Raw genomic sequence first — 17,737 nt, forward strand, 5'->3', positions numbered from 1 at the left:
CTATCTGCTTGATGCAGGGCGAACGCGACACTATGCTGGTGTCACGCGGCGCCGACATGCCGCTTTGAGGTGTCTCGTGGATATAGGTGTGCGTTTGATGCAGGCGCGGCGAAATGCCGGTTTCACACTGCGCGAGCTTGCCGCCTTGCTGGGCGTGGCGCATAGCACCCTGGGTCATTGGGAGAACAACCGTTCGGTTCCCAATGCCCGGCATTTGTTGAAGATCGCCGAACTTACCGGCGTCGATGCCTATGTGCTGCTCACCGGCAAGCCTTCCAAGCTGAACCAGACCGACAGCGACAGCCTGCCGTTGCCGGTGGGCAAGCGCATGGCCTGAACGCGGCGCGGCGCCGCTGGCGCCGTCCCCGTGCCCGGCTCGACCCCGCGCAGCCCAGGTGCCGGCTGCGCGTGAAGACGCGACTCGCACTGCGACACTGGCTGTCGCCCCCATATGAAACCGCTTCCAGCCCCGCCCTTTCGCTGATCTCGCCGCAATCCGGCGCAGCGGTTGCGGCACGCGGGCCGCTTCAGCGCCAGTCCCTCACTGCCCCTGGCGCAATCGCGGCGCCTCCCTGCCAGTCATTCCGTCTGCGGCAACATCACGCGCTTCAGGCACGGCCTCGCGCACGACTCGCACCTGAGGCGCGCGCAGCGCGCGAGCGGATCTGCTGAAGACATGAGGGTGGCAGCCATGCTGCCGGCCGTGCCGTTCGCGCACGCCCGAGGCGCCGCGGGAGCACATGCAGCCGCACCGGCACCGCAGTCATGCGGGCCGGTGCGCACTGGAAGCCGCGTGGCGGCTTATTTTTCCGCTTCGAGCTGCTTGCGGATCTGCGCGTCGACCGCGGCGATCGCGGTCATGTTCATCACCCGGCGCGAGGTGGCGCTGGTGGTGAGGATGTGCACCGCCTTGGAAATGCCCATCAGGATCGGGCCGATCGCCACGCCGTCGGTGAACACGCGCACCAGGTTGTAGGCGATGTTGGCCGCTTCCAGGTTCGGCAGCACGAACAGGTTGGCGCGGCCCTTCAGCGTGCTGTTGGGCATGATCTGCTTGCGCAGCGCCTCGTCCCACGCGGTGTCGCCCTGCATCTCGCCGTCGATGTTGAGTTCGGGCTTGCGCTTGAGCAGCGCCTCGCGCACCTGGCGCATCTTCAGCGCGTCGCGCGAATCGTGGCTGCCGAAATTGGAATGCGACAGCAGCGCGATGTTCGGCTCGATGCCGAACAGCTTCAGGCGATAGGCGGCCTGCAGCGTGGCTTCGACGATCTGCTCCACGCTCGGATCTTCCTGCACGTGGGTGTCGACGAAGAAGAACGCGCCCTGCTGGTTGATCACGCCGGTCATCGCCGAGGTCGAGCTGACCTTCGGCTCCAGCGGAATCACGCTGCGCGCGTAGCCGAGCTTCTTGTGGAAACGGCCGACCACACCGGTGAGCAGCGCATCGGCCTCGCCGCGCGCGACCATCACCGCCGCGATCAGCGTCGGTCGCGAGCGCATCAGTTCCTTGGCCGCGGTGACGGTGACGCCGCGGCGCTCGGTGAGCGCGTGGTAGTACTGCCAGTAGTCGTTGAAGCGCGGATCGTCGTGGATGTTGGTGATCTCGAAATCCACGCCGGCGGTGATGCGCAGGCCCAGGCGCTGGATGCGCGCCTCGATCACGTCGGGACGGCCGATCAGGATCGGGAATGCCAGGCCCTCGTCGATCACGCTCTGCACCGCGCGCAGCACCACTTCCTCTTCGCCCTCGGCATAGACCACGCGCTGCTTGTCGGCGCGGGCGCGGTCGTACACCGGCTTCATCATCAGGCTGGTGCGGTAGACGAACTGGCTGAGCTTGTCGCGGTAGGCGGCCATGTCGGCGATCGGGCGCGTGGCCACGCCCGAATCCATCGCCGCCTGCGCCACCGCCGAGGACAGCTCGACCAGTAGGCGCGGATCCAGCGGCCGCGGAATCAGGTAGTCGGGGCCGAAGCTCGGCGTCTCGCCGCCGTAGGCCGCGCCGAGGTCGGAGGCCTCGCGCCGCGCCATCGCCGCGATCGCCTTGACGCAGGCGATCTTCATTTCCTCGTTGATGCCGGTGGCGCCGACGTCGATGGCGCCGCGGAACAGGTAGGGGAAGCACAGCACGTTGTTGATCTGGTTCGGATAGTCCGAACGACCGGTGCCGATGATCGCGTCCGGACGCACCGCCTTGGCCGCCTCCGGCGTGATCTCCGGATTCGGGTTGGCCAGGGCGAAGATCACCGGCTGTGGCGCCATCGTCGCCACCATCTCCGGCTTGAGGATGCCGGCGGCCGACAGGCCGAGGAAGATGTCCGCGCCCTCGACGATCTCGGCCAGGGTGCGCTTGTCGGTGTCGCGCGCGTAGCGCGCCTTGTCCGGATCCAGGTCGGTGCGGCCGGTATGGATCACGCCGTCGCGGTCCAGGGCCAGGATGTTCTCCGGCTTCAGGCCGAGCGAGACCAGCATGTTGACGCAGGAGATGCCGGCCGCGCCCATGCCGGTGGTGGCCAGCTTGACCTCTTCGATCTTCTTGCCGGTGACCACCAGTGCGTTGAGCACAGCCGCGCCGACGATGATCGCGGTGCCGTGCTGGTCGTCGTGGAACACCGGGATGTTCATGCGCTCGCGCAACTTGCGCTCGACGATGAAGCACTCCGGCGCCTTGATGTCTTCCAGGTTGATGCCGCCGAAGGTCGGCTCGAGGCTGGCGATGATGTCGACCAGCTTGTCCGGATCGTTCTCGTTGATCTCGATGTCGAACACGTCGATGCCGGCGAACTTCTGGAACAGCACGCCCTTGCCTTCCATCACCGGCTTGGACGCCAGTGGGCCGATGTTGCCCAGGCCCAGCACCGCGGTGCCGTTGCTGATCACCGCCACCAGGTTGCCGCGCGCGGTCAGCTCGCTGGCTTGCTTCGGATCGGCGACGATGGCCTCGCAGGCGAAGGCCACGCCCGGCGAATAGGCCAGGGAGAGATCGCGCTGGGTCAGCATCGGCTTGGTCGCGGAGACCTTGATCTTGCCCGGCGGTTGTTGGCGGTGATAGTCGAGGGCGGCCTGTTTGAAATCGTCGTTTGACATCGAGGGCTTCTTTTGTCGAAAGGCGCGGAGGCCCGGAATTCTACCCCCAGCGGCAGGAGCGGTCCTGTCTGGCGGCTGTCGCCACGGCCTTGGGGGCAGGAAAAAAGCAACGCGCCGGCAAGGCCGGCGCGTCGTGTGATGCAAGGGATCAGCGCGTGGCGAGCGGTTCGGCCGCCACCGCCGGCAGCGGCTCGGCCTCGCCATCCAGCGCCAGCCGCAGGCGGTCGCGATCCAGCGCATTCTCCCAGCGCGAGACCACCACGGTGGCCACCGCATTGCCCATGAAGTTGGTCAGCGAGCGGCATTCGCTCATGAAGCGGTCCACGCCCAGGATCAACGCCATGCCGGCCACCGGCACTTCCGGCACCACCGCCAGCGTCGCCGCCAGGGTGATGAAGCCGGCGCCGGTCACGCCGGCCGCGCCCTTGGAGCTGAGCATCGCCACCAGCAGCAGCGTGATCTGATGACCCAGGGTCAGTTCGGTGTTGGTGGCCTGCGCGATGAACAGCGCCGCGAGCGTCATGTAGATGTTGGTGCCGTCGAGGTTGAACGAGTAACCGGTGGGCACCACCAGGCCGACCACCGACTTCTCGCACCCGGCGCGCTCCATCTTCTCCATCAGCGACGGCAGCGCCGATTCTGACGAGGACGTGCCCAGCACCAGCAACAGTTCCGTCTTGAGGTAGCGGATCAGCTTGAAGATCGAGAAGCCGCACAGATAGGCGACCGCGCCGAGGATCACCACCACGAACAGCAGCGAGGTGACGTAAAACGAACCGACCAGCCAGGCCAGCTGCACCAGCGAGTGCAGGCCGTGCTCGCCGATGGTGTAGGCGATCGCGCCCAGCGCGCCGATCGGCGCGGCCTTCATCAGGATGTGCACCAGCTTGAACACCGGCGCGATCAGCGCCTCCAGGAAGTTCAGGACCGGCTTGCCGCGCTCGCCGACCATGGCCAGCGACACGCCGAACAGCACGGCGACGAACAGCACCTGCAGCACGTTGGTCCCGACCAGCTTGCCGTTGACCACCTGGTCGCCGGTGAACGCGCCGACCAGCGAGTTGGGGATGATGTCCATCAGGAAGCCGACCAGGGTCAGGTCGTGCGACTTCTGCACGTAGCTGGCGACCTTGCTCTGGTCCAGCGTGGCCAGGTTGACGTCCATGCCCGCGCCGGGCTGCACCACGTGCGCGACGATCATGCCCACCACCAGCGCCAGGGTGGAGAAGAACAGGAAGTACACCATCGCCTTGCCGAACACCCGACCCACCGTCTTCAGGTGCGTCATGCCGGCGATGCCGGTGACGATGGTCAGGAAGATCACCGGCGCGATGATCATCTTCACCAGCTTGATGAAGGCATCGGCCAGCGGCTTGAGCTGCGTGGCGATCTGCGGCTCCAGATGGCCGAGCACGGCACCGATGACGATGGCCACCAGCACCTGGACGTAGGTATGCCGGTAAAACGGCACCGGCCGCGGCGCAGGGCTGGCCGGGGAAGTTGAGATATGCATCGAAGGCACTCCGGGACGGTCCGCCCACCCGACGCGGGTCGCGGAATGCTGCCTTTGTACGCGTCGCCAGCGTCTAAGCAGATAACCTATTGGTACTAGGCCCGGCGCCGCGCCGTGTCGACGCGGTTACAGTGGCGCGGTAGGCTCACGGAAGGGCTAACGCAACGCCGCACGCAGACGCCGCCCCTCGCGGCCGATGGCGGCGCCGTCGCCATCGCAGCGCACGTCTTCAGGGGGAGACGGCGCCGCAGGACTGCAACATCGCCGTAAAGAACGGCCGGGCGCGTCCGCTATTGCATGCAGGGGGCATCACGTCCGGCACCGTGTCCGCATCGCAGCGGCCTCGCCGTTCGCGTGCGGTCCGCCGCCGCACTGCCCGCGCCATCATGGCACCACCAGCCCGGCCGGGGACTGCCGCGCCTTCATTCCTTACCGAGACGACTCCATCATGCGCCACACTCTCCTCTTCGCTGCGCTGGGCCTGACCGCCGCCGCTCCCGCCGTCGCCGCCAACGGTTTCGACGACTGGCCGACCAAGGTCGCCTTCAACGACGGCACCGAACTGGCCGTGACCGGCAACTACGCCTACGACTGGAACAACTTCTCCAACGACGACGGCCGCCTGGAGGACGACAACGCGTTCCGGCGCAAGGAGTTCGGCGCCACGCTGAAGAAGAAGGGCGTGTACGACGCGATGGTGTACTTCGACTTCGAGTCCAAGCTGTGGCTGGACGTGTTCTTCCGCTTCGAGACCAAGGCCCTGTTCGGTGCCGACTACGGCAAGGTGCGCCTGGGCTACATCAAGGTGCCGGTGGGCCTGGAAGGCGTGACCAGCTCGCGCGCGGACAGCTTCATGGAAGTGGCGCTGCCGGTGCAGGCCATCTACCAGGGCCGTCGCACCGGTGTGGAGTGGACCTTCGAGCGTCCGCAATACCTGTTGCAGGCCGGCGCCTACGGCGGCAAGGACCTGCAGGGCGACAACCCCGGCACCACCCAGGCGGTGCGCGGCGTGTGGACCCCGTTCAAGGCCGACGGCGACGTGCTGCACCTTGGCCTGGCGTACTCGCAGGAGAATCCGCGCGGCTACCACAATGGCCTGGACGTGAGCTTCAGCCCGCGCGCGCGCTTCCGTGCGCGTCCGGAAGCCGGCCTGACCGACGTGCGCCTGATCGATTCGGGCACGCTGGTCGACGTCGACCAGGTGCGCCGCACCGGCCTGGAGGCGATCTGGATCAAGGGACCGTTCTCGATGCAGGGCGAGGCGCTGCGCGCCGACGTCACCCGCGACAACGGCCGCCCCGACTACACCGCCGACGGCCAGTACATGTTCGCCAGCTACGTGCTGACCGGCGAATCGCGGCCGTACAGCGCCGGCAACGTCGGCAACATCAAGCCGGCCAACGCCTACGGCGCGGTCGAACTGCTGGCGCGCTACAGCCGCCTGGACCTGGACGACGGCACGGTGCTCGGCGGCCGCCAGCACGACTGGACCTTCGGCGCCAACTGGTACCTGACCAGCCACTTCAAGTTCCAGGTCAACTACGTGCGCGCCGATGCCGAACGCGCCGGCGTGCACGTCAAGCCGAACTCGCTGGACGTCCGCGCCCAGGTCCAGTTCTGAGCCTGCGCACGCCGGCCGATCCGACGCGATCGGCCGGCGTGCGCCCCGCTGCGCCAGCCGCAAAGGCTGCGCAGCGAACCGCAGAATGGGCCTCGGCGATGCCAAGGCCCCCTGCATGATGCGGCCTCGGCGCCCACAACGTGTTCGCGGCACGTCCGCAAGACGACACCGGCGACGTTCCCTGATGCGATCGCCGTTCCACCTGCCGGCGGTTTCCGCTCGTTGGCGGTCCGCGACGCCAGCCATCACCGCCGCATGCCGCAAACGGCAGCGCACCCTCTAAGCTGATGCGGTCCCGGTCGCCGCGTTCTTCCGCATGCCCTCGCTCCTGCGCCATCGTCGCCTGATCCTGCTGCTGGTCGTCATCGTCGGCGGCATGGTGCTGGCGATGCTGTCGGCGCAACACGTCGCCGAACAGCGCGCGCTGCGCGCCGAGAGCGTGCAACTGCGGCAACAGCTGGAGCTGTATGCGCAGACGCTGCAGCAGCGCATCGACCGCTACCGCACTCTGCCGCAGGTGCTGGCGCTGGATCCGGAACTGCGCGATGCCCTGACCCATCCGCTGGACGCGGCCACCCAGCAGCAGTTGAACCTGAAGCTGGAACGCGCCAACGACGTCACCCGCTCCTCGACCCTGACCCTGATCGATGCCAACGGCGTGGCCCTGGCCGCCAGCAACTGGCGCCTGGCCAGCAGCAACGTCGGCGCCGACTACAGCTTCCGCCCTTACGTGAAGCAGGCATTGGCGCAGGGCAAGGGCCGCTTCTACGGCATCGGCATGACCACCGGCGTGCCCGGCTACTTCCTGTCGCAGGCGATCCTCGACGCACGCGGGCGCCCACTCGGGGTGATCGTGATCAAGATCGAACTGGCCGCGCTGGAGCACGAATGGCTGCGCGTGCCCGACGTGGTGCTGGTCAGCGACAGCCATGGCGTGGTGTTCCTGTCCAGCCGCGACGTCTGGCGCTATCGCCAGCTGCAACCGCTCAGCGCGCACGAGCGCGACGAACTGCTGGCCACCCGCCAGTACGCGCAGCAGACGCTGTTGCCGGCGCGACGGCGGGTGCTGGAGACGCTGGACGACGGCGGCCAGGTAATGCGCATCGACATGCCCGCACAACCCGCCCCGCTGCTGTGGCAGAGCATGGCGCTGCCGGAGGGCGGCTGGCGCCTGCACCTGCTGCACGACGTCGGCGGCAGCCGTGCGGCCGGCCGCGCCGCCGCGCTGGCCGCGGCCGGCATCTGGCTGGCGCTGGCGTTCCTGGCCCTGCTGTTCCAGCAGCGCCAGCGCCTGGCGCGGCTGCGCCAGCGCAGCCGGCGCGAACTGGAGGCGTTGCTGCAGCAGCATGCGCAGGAGCTGCGTACCGCCCAGGACGGCATCGTGCAGGCCGCGCAGCAGGCCGACACCGGCCTCAGCCGCAGCCTGGAGCACCTGCCGCAGGGCGTGGTGATCATTGATGCGCAACTGCGTCTGGTGGCGTGGAATTCGCGCTATCTGGAAATCTTCCGCTTCCCGCCGGAACTGATCCGGGTCGGGCGCCCGATCGAGGATGTGTTCCGCTACAACGCGCGCCGCGGCCTGCTCGGCCCCGGCCCGGTGGAAGCGGCGATCCAGCGCCGCCTGGATCACCTGCGCAGCGGCCGTCCGCACATGCGCGAGAGCGAGAAGGACGACGGCACGGTGCTGGAGATCCGCGGCAATCCGCTGCCCGACGGCGGTTTCGTCACCAGCTACGCCGACATCACCAGCTACAAGAACGCCGCGCGCGAACTGCGCTCGCTGGCCGACGCGCTGGAGCATCGTGTCGCCGAACGCACCCACGATCTGGCCGAGGCCAAGCGCGAGGCCGAGAACGCCAACCGCTACAAGACCCGCTTCGTGGCCTCGGCGGTGCACGACCTGCTGCAGCCGCTCAACGCCGCGCGCATGTTCGTCTCGGCGCTGCGCGGCAAGCTGCACGAGGCCGATGCGCGGCAGATCGCCGACCACGTCGACAACGCGCTGGCGGCGCAGGACGCGATCCTCAACAGCCTGCTGGACATCTCGCGACTGGAAGCGGGCACGTTGAAGACGCAGGTGCAGGACCTGGCGCTGGACCCGCTGCTGCAGACCCTGGCACGCGAGTTCGGCATCGTCGCCGAAGGCCGTGGGCTGCGCCTGGACTACGTACCGACCCGCGCCACCGTGCGCAGCGATGCGACCCTGCTGCGGCGCATCCTGCAGAACTTCCTGTCCAACGCGGTGCGCTACACCCCGCGCGGGCGGGTGCTGCTGGGTTGCCGGCGCGACGGTGCGCAGCTGCGCATCGAAGTACACGATCAGGGACCGGGTATTCCCGACGCCCTGCAGCAGGAGATCTTCGAGGAATTCCGCCGGCTTGGCGATGGCGTCGCCAACGACCGCGGCGCCGGCCTCGGCCTGGCGATCGTGGAGCGCATCGGCCGCCTGCTCGGCCATCGCATCGGCCTGCGCTCGCAGTTGGGCCGCGGCAGCGTGTTCTCGGTGACCGTGCCGCTGGGCGATGCCGCCGCGGCGCAACGCCAGGTGCCGGCGGCGATGGCCAGCGACAACGGCGACGACCCGATCCTGCATGGCTGCCGGGTCTGGTGCATCGACGACGACCCGCGCGTCTGCGAGGCCAGCCGGACCCTGCTGACGCGCTGGGCCTGCCAGGTGGAACTGGCCGCCGGCCCGGACCAGGCGCTGGCCGCAGCGCAGCCGGCGCAGGCGCCGGAACTGGTGTTGCTGGACGTGCGCATGGGCGACTGCCACGGCCCAACCCTGTTCGCGCAACTGTGCGCGCGCTGGCAGGCCGAGCCGCGGGTGATCCTGGTCACCGCCGAAGCCGATCCGGCGCTGCGCGCCTTGGCACAGGACCGCGGCTGGGGCTTCCTGGCCAAACCGGTACGGGCCCCGGCCCTGCGCGCGCTGATGACGCAGATGCTGCTGCGGCGTGGTTGAGGCGTTCGCTTGGTGGGCGGCAACGGTGGCTACGCCAACGTCACCCTGTCGGCCAGCTATTCGCGGTGACCGCGCGGCGCAGGTGGATTTTCGCTTTGGGTTTTGGGGAATTGGGATCTCTAGCTGCCGTACCCTCATCCGCCCCTGCGGGGCACCTTCTCCCGGTGGGAGAAGGAAGGCGCTAGCCCCTCTCCCGTCGGGAGAGGGGTTGGGGTGAGGGTACGGACGCGCAGCGCCGCGTCAAAAGTGATATGCCCCTGCTCTGCCCTTGCGGCGATGACCACCATGGCTGCCGTACCCTCATCCGCCCCTGCGGGGCACCTTCTCCCGGTGGGAGAGGGGCTGGGGTGAGGGTACGGACGCGCAGCGCCGCGTCAAAGCTGGTGCGCCCCGGATCTGCCTTGCGTCGATGAGCACCATGGCTGCGGCACCCTCATCCACCCCTGCGGGGCACCTTCTCCCGAGGGGAGAAGGAAAAAGCCGGCGGCGCCGCGCTTTAGCCCCTCTCCCCCCGGGAGAGGGGTTGGGGTGAGGGTACGGGGCGCCGCGCGATGTCTACCACTCGCGCGGGGCGATCAGCTCTTCGACATCGGCGTCGGCGAAACCATAGGCCTTGGCGATGTGCAGGAAATCCACGCCGATGTTCTCGCTTGCGGCGGTCTCGATCTCGCTGTCGTGGGCCTCGAACTCCAGCGCCAGCTTGTTGAACTCTTCGGTGGCGGCATGGGTGAGCCGGTACAGCGCCGGCAGGTCCGCCGGTGCCTGCGCCTCGATCGCCTCGCACAACCGCAGCAGGATCTTCTGTCCCTTGCCGACCAGCGACGGGGGAAAGTAGTCGTCGTCCAGCATCTCCTGCAGGAACGGATAGTGGGCGGTCTGCTCGTTGCGGATGGTCGTGGTGGGCATGGTCCGGTGGTCTCCGCCCGCGGGGGGCGCGGGCATCGGCGCATAGCATCGCGTATCCGGGCCCCGCAGAAAACGCCCCCCGCCGGCGCCCGGTTCAGGCCTCGCCTTCCGGCTCCAGCGCCTTCACCAGCACCGCGGCCTGGGTGCGGCTGTGGCATTCGAGCTTCTTCAGGATCGCGGTCACGTGGACCTTGACGGTGTTCTCGGCCAGGCCCAGTTCGTAGGCGATCTGCTTGTTGAGCAGGCCGTCGGCCAGGCACAGCAGCACCCGGAACTGCTGCGGGGTCAGTTGCGCCAGGCGCGCCGCCAGCTGCGCGTCGGCCTCCGACCGCGCCGCGGTCAGCGGTGGGAACCAGGTGCCGCCGTCGAGCACGGCCGCCACCGCAATGCCGATGGTCTCGGCCGGCGAGGACTTGGGAATGAAACCCGCCGCGCCGAACTGCTGCGCGCGGCGGATCACCCGCGGATGGTCGTTGGAGGAAATCACCACCACCGGCACGTCCGGGCGCTCGCCGCGCACGTGCAGCAGGGCCGAGAAGCCGCGCGCGCCGGGCATGGCCAGGTCCAGCAGGATCAGGTCGGCATCGGCCTGCGCGGCCAGCGCGGCATCCAGGGTGCCGGCGCTGGCCGCCTCCACCACCAGGGCGCGCGGCAAAGCCTGGCGCAACGCGTGCAGCACGGCGGCGCGGAACAGCGGGTGGTCGTCGGCGACCAGGATCGTCGGGGCATCCATGGGCGTGAAGGCAGCTGGCATGACGCTGCAGAGCGGCATCGGGTGGGCGCGGACAACGCGCAGGACCCGCAGTGTACGTGCGGGGCCGCTGGATGCCGAGTGTGCGGGATCCGATCGGGCGACGGCGGGTTGGCCGAGACCGGCACGCCGGATGCCTGCGGCGGGACGCGCAGGCCGTGGCGCACAGCACCGCCACGCCGCGCATGGGCCCTCCGCAGCGCGCAAAGGCGTCCTCGGCCGCGCATTCAAGGCCGGCCCCACCATGGCCGATAACACGGCGTGACCGTCTCGTTCTCCAATCTGCTGGGCCGCCTGCCGCTGGCCGCGTCCTGCCTCATCGTGTGCCTGGCGCTCGCGCCGGACGCGCCCGCGGCCGTCACCGCAAGCGACGACGACCTGCCCAGCAGCCTGGAACACTTCGGCCTGGACGAGGGCCTGTCGCAGCTGTCGATCAACGCCCTGCAGAGCGACGACCAGGGCTTCCTGTGGGTGGGCACGCAAGAAGGCCTGAACCGCTTCGACGGGCATCTGTTCCGGGCCTACCGGCGCGAACTCGGCAGCGACAGCCGGCAGAGCCTGCTCAGCAGCAGCATCGACAGCATCGGCTTCGAGCCGCGCGGCACCCGCCTGTGGCTGGGCACCAACGACGCCGGCCTGGAAGTGATCGAGCTGGCGACCTGGCAACACCACCGTCTCGGCGCCAAGCAGGGCCTGTCGCACAACCGCGTCACCCAGATCCTGATCGATCCGCAGGGCGGCGCGTGGCTGGGCACCGAACGCGGGGCGGACCGGGTCGAGGCCGACCTGCAGCGGGCGCGCCCGCTGGGCGGCGATGCGCCGGTGGTGGGCCTGACCTGGATGCCGGACGGCAAGCAACCGGTGGCGCTGGACCGGCAATGCCGGCTGTGGCGACTCGGCCACGACGCGCGCGAGGAACTGCCGGCACCGCCCGGCATAGACGAATGCGTGGGCCTGCAGTCCGGCCCGGAAGGGCTGTGGCTGGCTTCGGCACGCGGCGGCCTGTTCCAGCTCGATGCGCAGGGCGCGGTGCTGGCGCACTGGACGCCAGCGCAGTTGCTCACCGGCGGCAGCGACCTCAGCGCGCTGATCCGGCTGCACGACGGCCGCGTGCTGGTCGGCACCACCAATGCCACGGTGACGCAACTGGACAGCGCGCAGCATGCGCCGCAGCGGCTGAGCTTCGACATGCCGCCCAACAGCGCCATCATCCGCTTCTACCAGGCGCCCGACGGCACCTGGTGGATCGGCACCTACACCGGCGGGCTGTACCGGGTGCGTCCGTTGTCGGCGGTGATCCGCAACGACGAGGAGCACATCAGCGACACCCATGCGTGGCCCAGCAGCAGCGTGCGCAGCATCTGGCGCGACGGCGAGCGCATGCTGATCGGCACCGACCAGGGCCTGCTGCTGCGCGACAGCAGCCGTGCCGCCTGGCAGCTGGTGCCCGGGCTGGCCAGCCAGGCGATCCGCAGCATCGCCGCCGACCGCGGCGGCTGGTGGCTGGGCACGCGCCAGGGGCTGTGGCGCCTGGACCGCAACGGCGCAGTGCGGCGCCTGGGCGGGCTGGCCGACGAGCACGTCAACGATCTGCTGCTGGAAGGCGACACGCTGTGGGTGGCCACCCGTCGCGGCCTGACCCGCGTGGTCGATGGGCGCGTGCGCAACGATCCGCGCTGGGCACCCCTGAACGGGCACACCCTGACCCGGGTCTACCGCGACAGCGAAGACACGCTGTGGATCGGCTGCAACGACTGCGGCGTGTGGCGCATGCGCAGCGGCCGTCCCGCCGAGCCGTACCGCCCGCGCGGCAGCACCCTGTACCCCTCGGTGTGGTCGCTGTACGAACACGACGGCGTGCTGTGGGTGGGCACCTTCTCCGGCGGGCTGTTCCGCATCGACCTCAAGCGCGACGTGGCACTGCGCTACAGCGACCGCGAGGGGCTCAGCAGCAACGTCATCTACACGATCCTGCCGGATCCGCAGGGGCGGCTGTGGCTGAGCACCAACAACGGCCTGAGCGTGCTCGATCCGCGCACGCGCATCGTGCAGAGCCTGGGCCGCCGCGACGGCCTGCAGAACCAGGAATACAACAGCGGCCGCGGCTACCGCGACGCGCACGGCCTGCTGTACTTCGGCGGCACCCAGGGCGTGGACGTGATCGATCCCACGCGCCTGCCGCTGCGCAGCCCGCAGGCACGCGCAGTGCTGACCGACCTGCGCATCCTCACGGCCGGCGAGGACCGCAACGGCAGCGAGAACCAGACCGAGAGCGACGTGGTCTACGCGCAGCGCATCGCCCTGGACCACCGCGACAACGTGTTCACCATCGGCATGACCGCGATCGACTTCGCCGCCCCGGGCACCGCGCGCCTGCGCTACCGCGTGGACGGGCTGCAGAAGGGCTGGGTGTACCCGCAGACCGCGCACAGCGACTTCTCGGTCAGCCACCTGCCACCGGACCGCTACACGCTGGTGGTGGAAGCGGCCGGGCGCGACGGCCAGTTCGGTGGCGCGCGGCGGCTGCAGATCGAGGTGCTGCCGCCGCCCTGGCGGCATCCTCTGGCCTACGCCGGCTACGTGGTGCTGGGCCTGGCGCTGCTCGGCCTGGCGCTGCAGCGGGTGCGGCATACGGTCAACCGCGAGCGCGACATGGTGGAACTGCTCAACCTGACCGTGGCCGAGCGCACCCGCCAGCTCGAACGCGCCAACCAGCAGTTGCTGCAGAGCAATGCGCGCCTGCAGGCGGCCACGCGCCTGGATCCGCTGACCCAGGTCGCCAACCGCCGCGAACTGCAGGACTGGCTGGCGCGCGAATGCCCGGCTCTGCTGGCGGCGCTGGACGAGGGCAGCAGCGCCGATGCGCTGTACTTCTTCATGATCGACGTGGACAACTTCAAGCGCATCAACGACGACTACGGCCACCAGGCCGGCGACGCCGCGCTGGTGCACTGCGCCGATCGCCTGCGCGGATTGTGCGGCGAACGCGACCTGCTGGTGCGCTGGGGCGGCGAGGAGTTCCTGCTGGTCACCCGCCTGCCGCGCGAGGACGCCGCCAGCGACCTGGCCGAACGCCTGCGTGCGGCGGTGGCGACGCAGCGCTTAGCGCTGGCCGAGCGCGAACTCACGCTGACCTGCTCCATCGGCTTCGCCCCGTGGCCGTTCGTCGCCGCGTGGCCGGCGCTGGGCGACTGGGAACAGAGCGTGGGCCTGGCCGACCGCTGCCTCTACGCCGCCAAGGGCGCCGGCAAGGACGCCTGGGTGGGACTGGCGCCGGGCGCGGCGCCGGACCGGCCGCGCCTGCATGCGCTGCTGGCCGGCGGCGCACCGGAAGAACTGGGCGACAGCGTACGTGTGCTGTGCTCGCCCGGGCGCCAACCGCGCTTCGCGCGCTGAGCGACGCCGGCGCCCTAGGGCGTGTCACCAATCCCCGAGCATGCCGCGCCGCGGTTGCGCGTGCCTGTGGCAAGGAAGAGCGAGGAAGTGGACGTGCGTCCACGCCCGAGCGATGACGCGGCCACGGGCGCGCGCAACCGCGGCCCTTCGGGTTGGGCCTGGAAGGCGCGCGGCCGGCGCCGCGCGGCTTGACCTGACGGCCAGTCAGGCGCTGCGCCACGCAACGCCGGCCGCGCGCCTGCCAGACCCAACGCGGCATGCTCGGGGATTGGTGACACGCCCTAGCTCAGCGCGGCGGCGCCTGCTGCATGCTGCTGCGCCAAGCGTCCAGGAACTGACGTCGCTTCAGCGCATCCAGGTACACCAGCAGCCCCGGGCCCAGCGCGATCGGGCGGAACGCCGCGGCGGCGGCCGGCCCACCCTGCACCGCCACGCCCGGCTGCGGCAGGATCGGCTGCAGCCGCGCCTCGCGCGACAGCCCCTGCTGCCCGCGCGGCGAGAGCAGGTAATCCAGGAAACGGCGCGCCTCGGCCGCGTGCGGGCTGTCGCGCGGGATCACCGCGGTGCGCAGCGCGACCAGGGTGTAGTCCTCCGGCTGCACGATCGCCAGCGGCGCGCCGGCATCGATGCGCGCCTGCGCGTACGAACCCAGCACGTTGTAGGCCAGCAGCAGGTCGCCGCGCGCGACCTTGTCCAGCAGCACACCGGTGCGTTCTTCCAGCACCACCTGGTTGTCGCCCATCGCCGCCAGCAACGCACCGGCCATGCTGCCCAACTGGCTGTCCTGGGTCGCGAACAGGTAGCCCACGCCGCTGCGTTCGACGTCGTAGGTGCCGATGCGCCCGCGCAGCGGCGAGCCCGGCGCGCGCAGCAGTTCCAGCAACCGGCGGCGGGTGCGCGGCACCTGCGCGGCCGGCAGCCGTGCGGTGTTGTAGACGATCGCCACCGGCTCGTAGCTGATGCCGAAGACCTCGTGCCGCCACTGCGCCCACGCCGGCAGCGCCTCGGTCTGCGGCGAGCGGTGCGCCAGTGCGTGGCCGTCGTTCACCAGCTTGGTCTGCAGATCCATGCTGGCGCTGATCAGCAGATCGGCGCAGCGCGGACCAGGACCCGGATGCAGATAGCGCTGGTAGATGTCCCAGGCGATCGCGTCCTGGTACACCACCTCGGTCTGCGGATGCAGGCGCTGGTAGTCGCCGATCACCGCGGCGAATACCTCGATGTCGGTCGAGCCCTGGATGCACAGCTGCGCGGTGGCGGCACCCTGCGCCGGGAAGCGGCGTACGTCGCCGGGCGCGGCCAGGGCACTGCCGGCGAGCAGCAGGGTCAGCAACAGCGGCAGACGGCGCAGCAGCGCAGGCAGGGTCATGGATGCAACCTCGGCAGGTGCAGGCTGGCGATCAGGCCGCCGCCCACGCGATTGGACAGGTCGATGCGCCCGCCATGGGCCTCGACCACGCGCTTGACGATCGCCAGGCCCAGCCCGGCGCCACCGGCGGCCGCGCCCTCGCCGCGCACGAAGCGCTCGAACACGCGCTCGGCCTCGGCGGCGGCGATGCCCGGGCCATGGTCGGCCACGGTCACCACGCAATCGCGCGCGCTGCAGGTCAGCGCCACCTGCAGCGCGCCGTCGCCGCCGTACTTGCAGGCATTGTCGATCAGGTTCTTGATCGCCTCGCGCAACAGCAGCGCGTCGCCGCGCACCAGCGCCGGTTCGCTGGCAACGGCCAATTGCACGCGCGGCCGCGGCGCGGCCTGCGGCACGGCCTCGTGCAGCGCCTGGTGCAGCACCTCGGCCAGGTCGACGCTGGCGTAGCGCTGCAGGTTCGAGCGGTGGATCACGCTGGCGTCGCTGAGCAACTGGTTGAGCAGGCGGCTCATGTGCGTGGCATTGCGCTCGATCGCCTCCAGGCTGCGGCGCATCTCATGCGGATCGTCCTCGTCCAGCGCCAGTTGCGCCTGCGCGCGCAGCGCCGCCAGCGGCGTGCGCATCTGGTGCGCGGCCTCGGCCATGAATGCACGCAGGGTCTCGTTGCTGCCGGCCAGGCGCGCCATGAAGCGGTTCAGCGCCGCCACCATCTGCTGCATCTCCTGCGGCGCCGTCGCGGCCACCGGCTTCAGTTCGGACGGTTCGCGCCGCGACAGTTCGCGCTCCAGCGTGCGCAGCGGGCGCAGCGCACGCGACACGCCCAGCCACACCAGCGCCAATGCCAGCAGCGACAGCAACGCGATCGCCACCAGCGCATGCAGCACCACGTCCTGCGCCAGCGCCTCGCGTGCGCGCCGGGTCTGCCCAACCTGCACCCACACTTGATCCTGCGCCGCCGCCGAGGACACCCGCCGCGATACCACCGCAAAGCGCACCGGCTCGCCGCTGTAGACCGCATCGAACAAGCGCGGCGGCGCGCTGGCGCGCGGCAGCGACGGCGCCGCCGGCAGGTCGTCGTAGCCGGTGATGGTGCGCCCGCGCACATCGAACACGCGGTAGAACACCCGGTCCTCCGGCGCCATCGCCAGCAGGTCCAGCGCCGCATACGGCAGGTCCACCTGCCATTGGCCGCCGGCCAGCGCCACCGAGTCGACGATGGACAGCGCCGAGGACACCAGCAGGTGGTCGTAGGAGCGGTTGGCGGCACGCTGGCCGTAGTCGCGGGCGACGAAGAACAGCGCCACCGCGCCGAGCAGCGACAGCGCGCCCAGGTAGCGCAGCAGCGTGCGCCGGATCGATGGCGCCGGTGGCGTGGCCTCAGCCATCGGTATCCGCTGCCGCCGGATCCGGCGGCAGCGCGGCCGCCTCCAGCTTGTAGCCGACGCCGCGCACGGTGACGATGCGCAGTGGCGCGTCGGCCAGCTTCTTGCGCAAGCGTCCGACGTACAGTTCGATCGCATTCGGCCCGGCCTCGTCGTCGAAGCCGAACAGGCCGTTGCCGATCTCGTCCTTGCCCACCACCTGGCCGAGCCGGCCGATCAGGATCTCCAGCAGCCGGTACTCGCGGTTGGGCAATTCGATCGGGTTACCGTCCAGGCTGACGCTGTGCGCGGCGTTGTCGAAGGCGAAGCCGCCGAGCTGCACCACCTCGCTGGCCTGGCCGCGATTGCGCCGCAGCAACACCCGGCAGCGCGCCTCGAACTCGCGGAAATCGAACGGCTTGCCCAGGTAATCGTCGGCGCCCACGTCCAGCGCCTGTACCCGATCCTCGATGCCGTCGCGCGCGGTCAGCATCAGCACCGGCGTGGTATCGCCGCGCTCGCGCAGCCCGGCCAGCACCCGCAGCCCGTCCAGCCCCGGCAAGCCGATGTCCAGCACCACCAGATCGAAACGCTGGTAGCGCAGCACCCCGGCCGCACTCAACCCATCGCGCTGCCAATCCACCGCATGCCCGCTGCGGCGCATGCGCCGCACGATCGCATCGGCGAGATCGGCGTTGTCTTCTACTAATAAAAGGCGCATTCGGGATGACCAGCCGTGCGGCTGTGGAAAGCCGGGATTGGGGATCGGCA

The 17,737-nt window shown here is 69.9% G+C and carries 11 protein-coding genes; 4 read left to right on the forward strand and 7 right to left on the reverse strand.

Annotated features, from left to right (window positions below):
* Positions 1 to 88 precede the first annotated feature (88 nt).
* Positions 89 to 337 (forward strand): helix-turn-helix domain-containing protein, encoded by a 249-nt coding sequence (locus PIQ37_RS06930; protein ID WP_255325562.1) that lies wholly within the window; start codon positions 89 to 91, stop codon positions 335 to 337.
* 464 nt (positions 338 to 801) lie between these two features.
* Here PIQ37_RS06930 and PIQ37_RS06935 read toward each other — a convergent pair whose 3' ends face one another.
* Both PIQ37_RS06935 and PIQ37_RS06940 read right to left on the reverse strand, forming a co-directional pair.
* Positions 802 to 3,087, reverse strand: a complete 2,286-nt coding sequence (locus PIQ37_RS06935) for an NADP-dependent malic enzyme (protein WP_048490875.1) — start codon at positions 3,085 to 3,087, stop codon at positions 802 to 804.
* Between the two features lie 148 nt (positions 3,088 to 3,235).
* On the reverse strand, positions 3,236 to 4,600 hold the full coding sequence (locus tag PIQ37_RS06940) for a dicarboxylate/amino acid:cation symporter (protein ID WP_342072890.1): 1,365 nt from the start codon (positions 4,598 to 4,600) through the stop codon (positions 3,236 to 3,238).
* A gap of 448 nt (positions 4,601 to 5,048) precedes the next feature.
* On the opposite strand from PIQ37_RS06940, the gene PIQ37_RS06945 reads away from it, so the two are divergent.
* A complete protein-coding gene (locus tag PIQ37_RS06945; protein ID WP_342072891.1) occupies positions 5,049 to 6,221 on the forward strand; it encodes an OprO/OprP family phosphate-selective porin in 1,173 nt (390 codons plus the stop codon).
* Between the two features lie 316 nt (positions 6,222 to 6,537).
* A complete protein-coding gene (locus PIQ37_RS06950) occupies positions 6,538 to 9,183 on the forward strand; it encodes a hybrid sensor histidine kinase/response regulator (RefSeq protein WP_342072892.1) in 2,646 nt (881 codons plus the stop codon).
* Positions 9,184 to 9,738: 555 nt separating this feature from the next.
* Here the strand turns inward: PIQ37_RS06950 and PIQ37_RS06955 are convergent.
* Together PIQ37_RS06955 and PIQ37_RS06960 are read right to left on the reverse strand one after the other, a co-directional pair.
* Positions 9,739 to 10,089, reverse strand: coding sequence for a DUF5713 family protein (locus PIQ37_RS06955; RefSeq protein ID WP_153750699.1), 351 nt, complete (start codon positions 10,087 to 10,089; stop codon positions 9,739 to 9,741).
* 94 nt (positions 10,090 to 10,183) lie between these two features.
* Positions 10,184 to 10,822, reverse strand: a complete 639-nt coding sequence (locus PIQ37_RS06960) for a LuxR C-terminal-related transcriptional regulator (protein ID WP_017910914.1) — start codon at positions 10,820 to 10,822, stop codon at positions 10,184 to 10,186.
* 279 nt (positions 10,823 to 11,101) lie between these two features.
* Between PIQ37_RS06960 and PIQ37_RS06965 the strand changes: the two genes are divergently transcribed.
* Complete coding sequence (locus PIQ37_RS06965; RefSeq protein ID WP_342072893.1) at positions 11,102 to 14,236, forward strand: diguanylate cyclase domain-containing protein; 3,135 nt, start codon at positions 11,102 to 11,104, stop codon at positions 14,234 to 14,236.
* Between the two features lie 286 nt (positions 14,237 to 14,522).
* On the opposite strand, the gene PIQ37_RS06970 is transcribed toward PIQ37_RS06965, so the two are convergent.
* From PIQ37_RS06970 to PIQ37_RS06980, 3 genes are read right to left on the reverse strand one after another with little or no spacing between them, the layout of a single operon-like run.
* The gene (locus PIQ37_RS06970) at positions 14,523 to 15,605 is read right to left on the reverse strand and encodes an ABC transporter substrate-binding protein (protein ID WP_342072894.1); all 1,083 of its coding nucleotides are present in this window, start codon (positions 15,603 to 15,605) and stop codon (positions 14,523 to 14,525) included.
* Entirely contained in the window at positions 15,602 to 16,990 is a 1,389-nt protein-coding gene (locus tag PIQ37_RS06975) for a sensor histidine kinase (protein WP_342072895.1), read from the reverse strand. Before PIQ37_RS06975 ends, PIQ37_RS06970 begins: the two co-directional genes overlap by 4 nt.
* The gene (locus PIQ37_RS06980; RefSeq protein WP_342072896.1) at positions 16,983 to 17,687 is read right to left on the reverse strand and encodes a response regulator transcription factor; all 705 of its coding nucleotides are present in this window, start codon (positions 17,685 to 17,687) and stop codon (positions 16,983 to 16,985) included. Before PIQ37_RS06980 ends, PIQ37_RS06975 begins: the two co-directional genes overlap by 8 nt.
* Positions 17,688 to 17,737: the final 50 nt, after the last annotated feature.

Source organism: Xanthomonas protegens, assembly GCF_038442435.1.
Taxonomy (GTDB): Bacteria; Pseudomonadota; Gammaproteobacteria; order Xanthomonadales; family Xanthomonadaceae; genus Xanthomonas_A; species Xanthomonas_A sontii.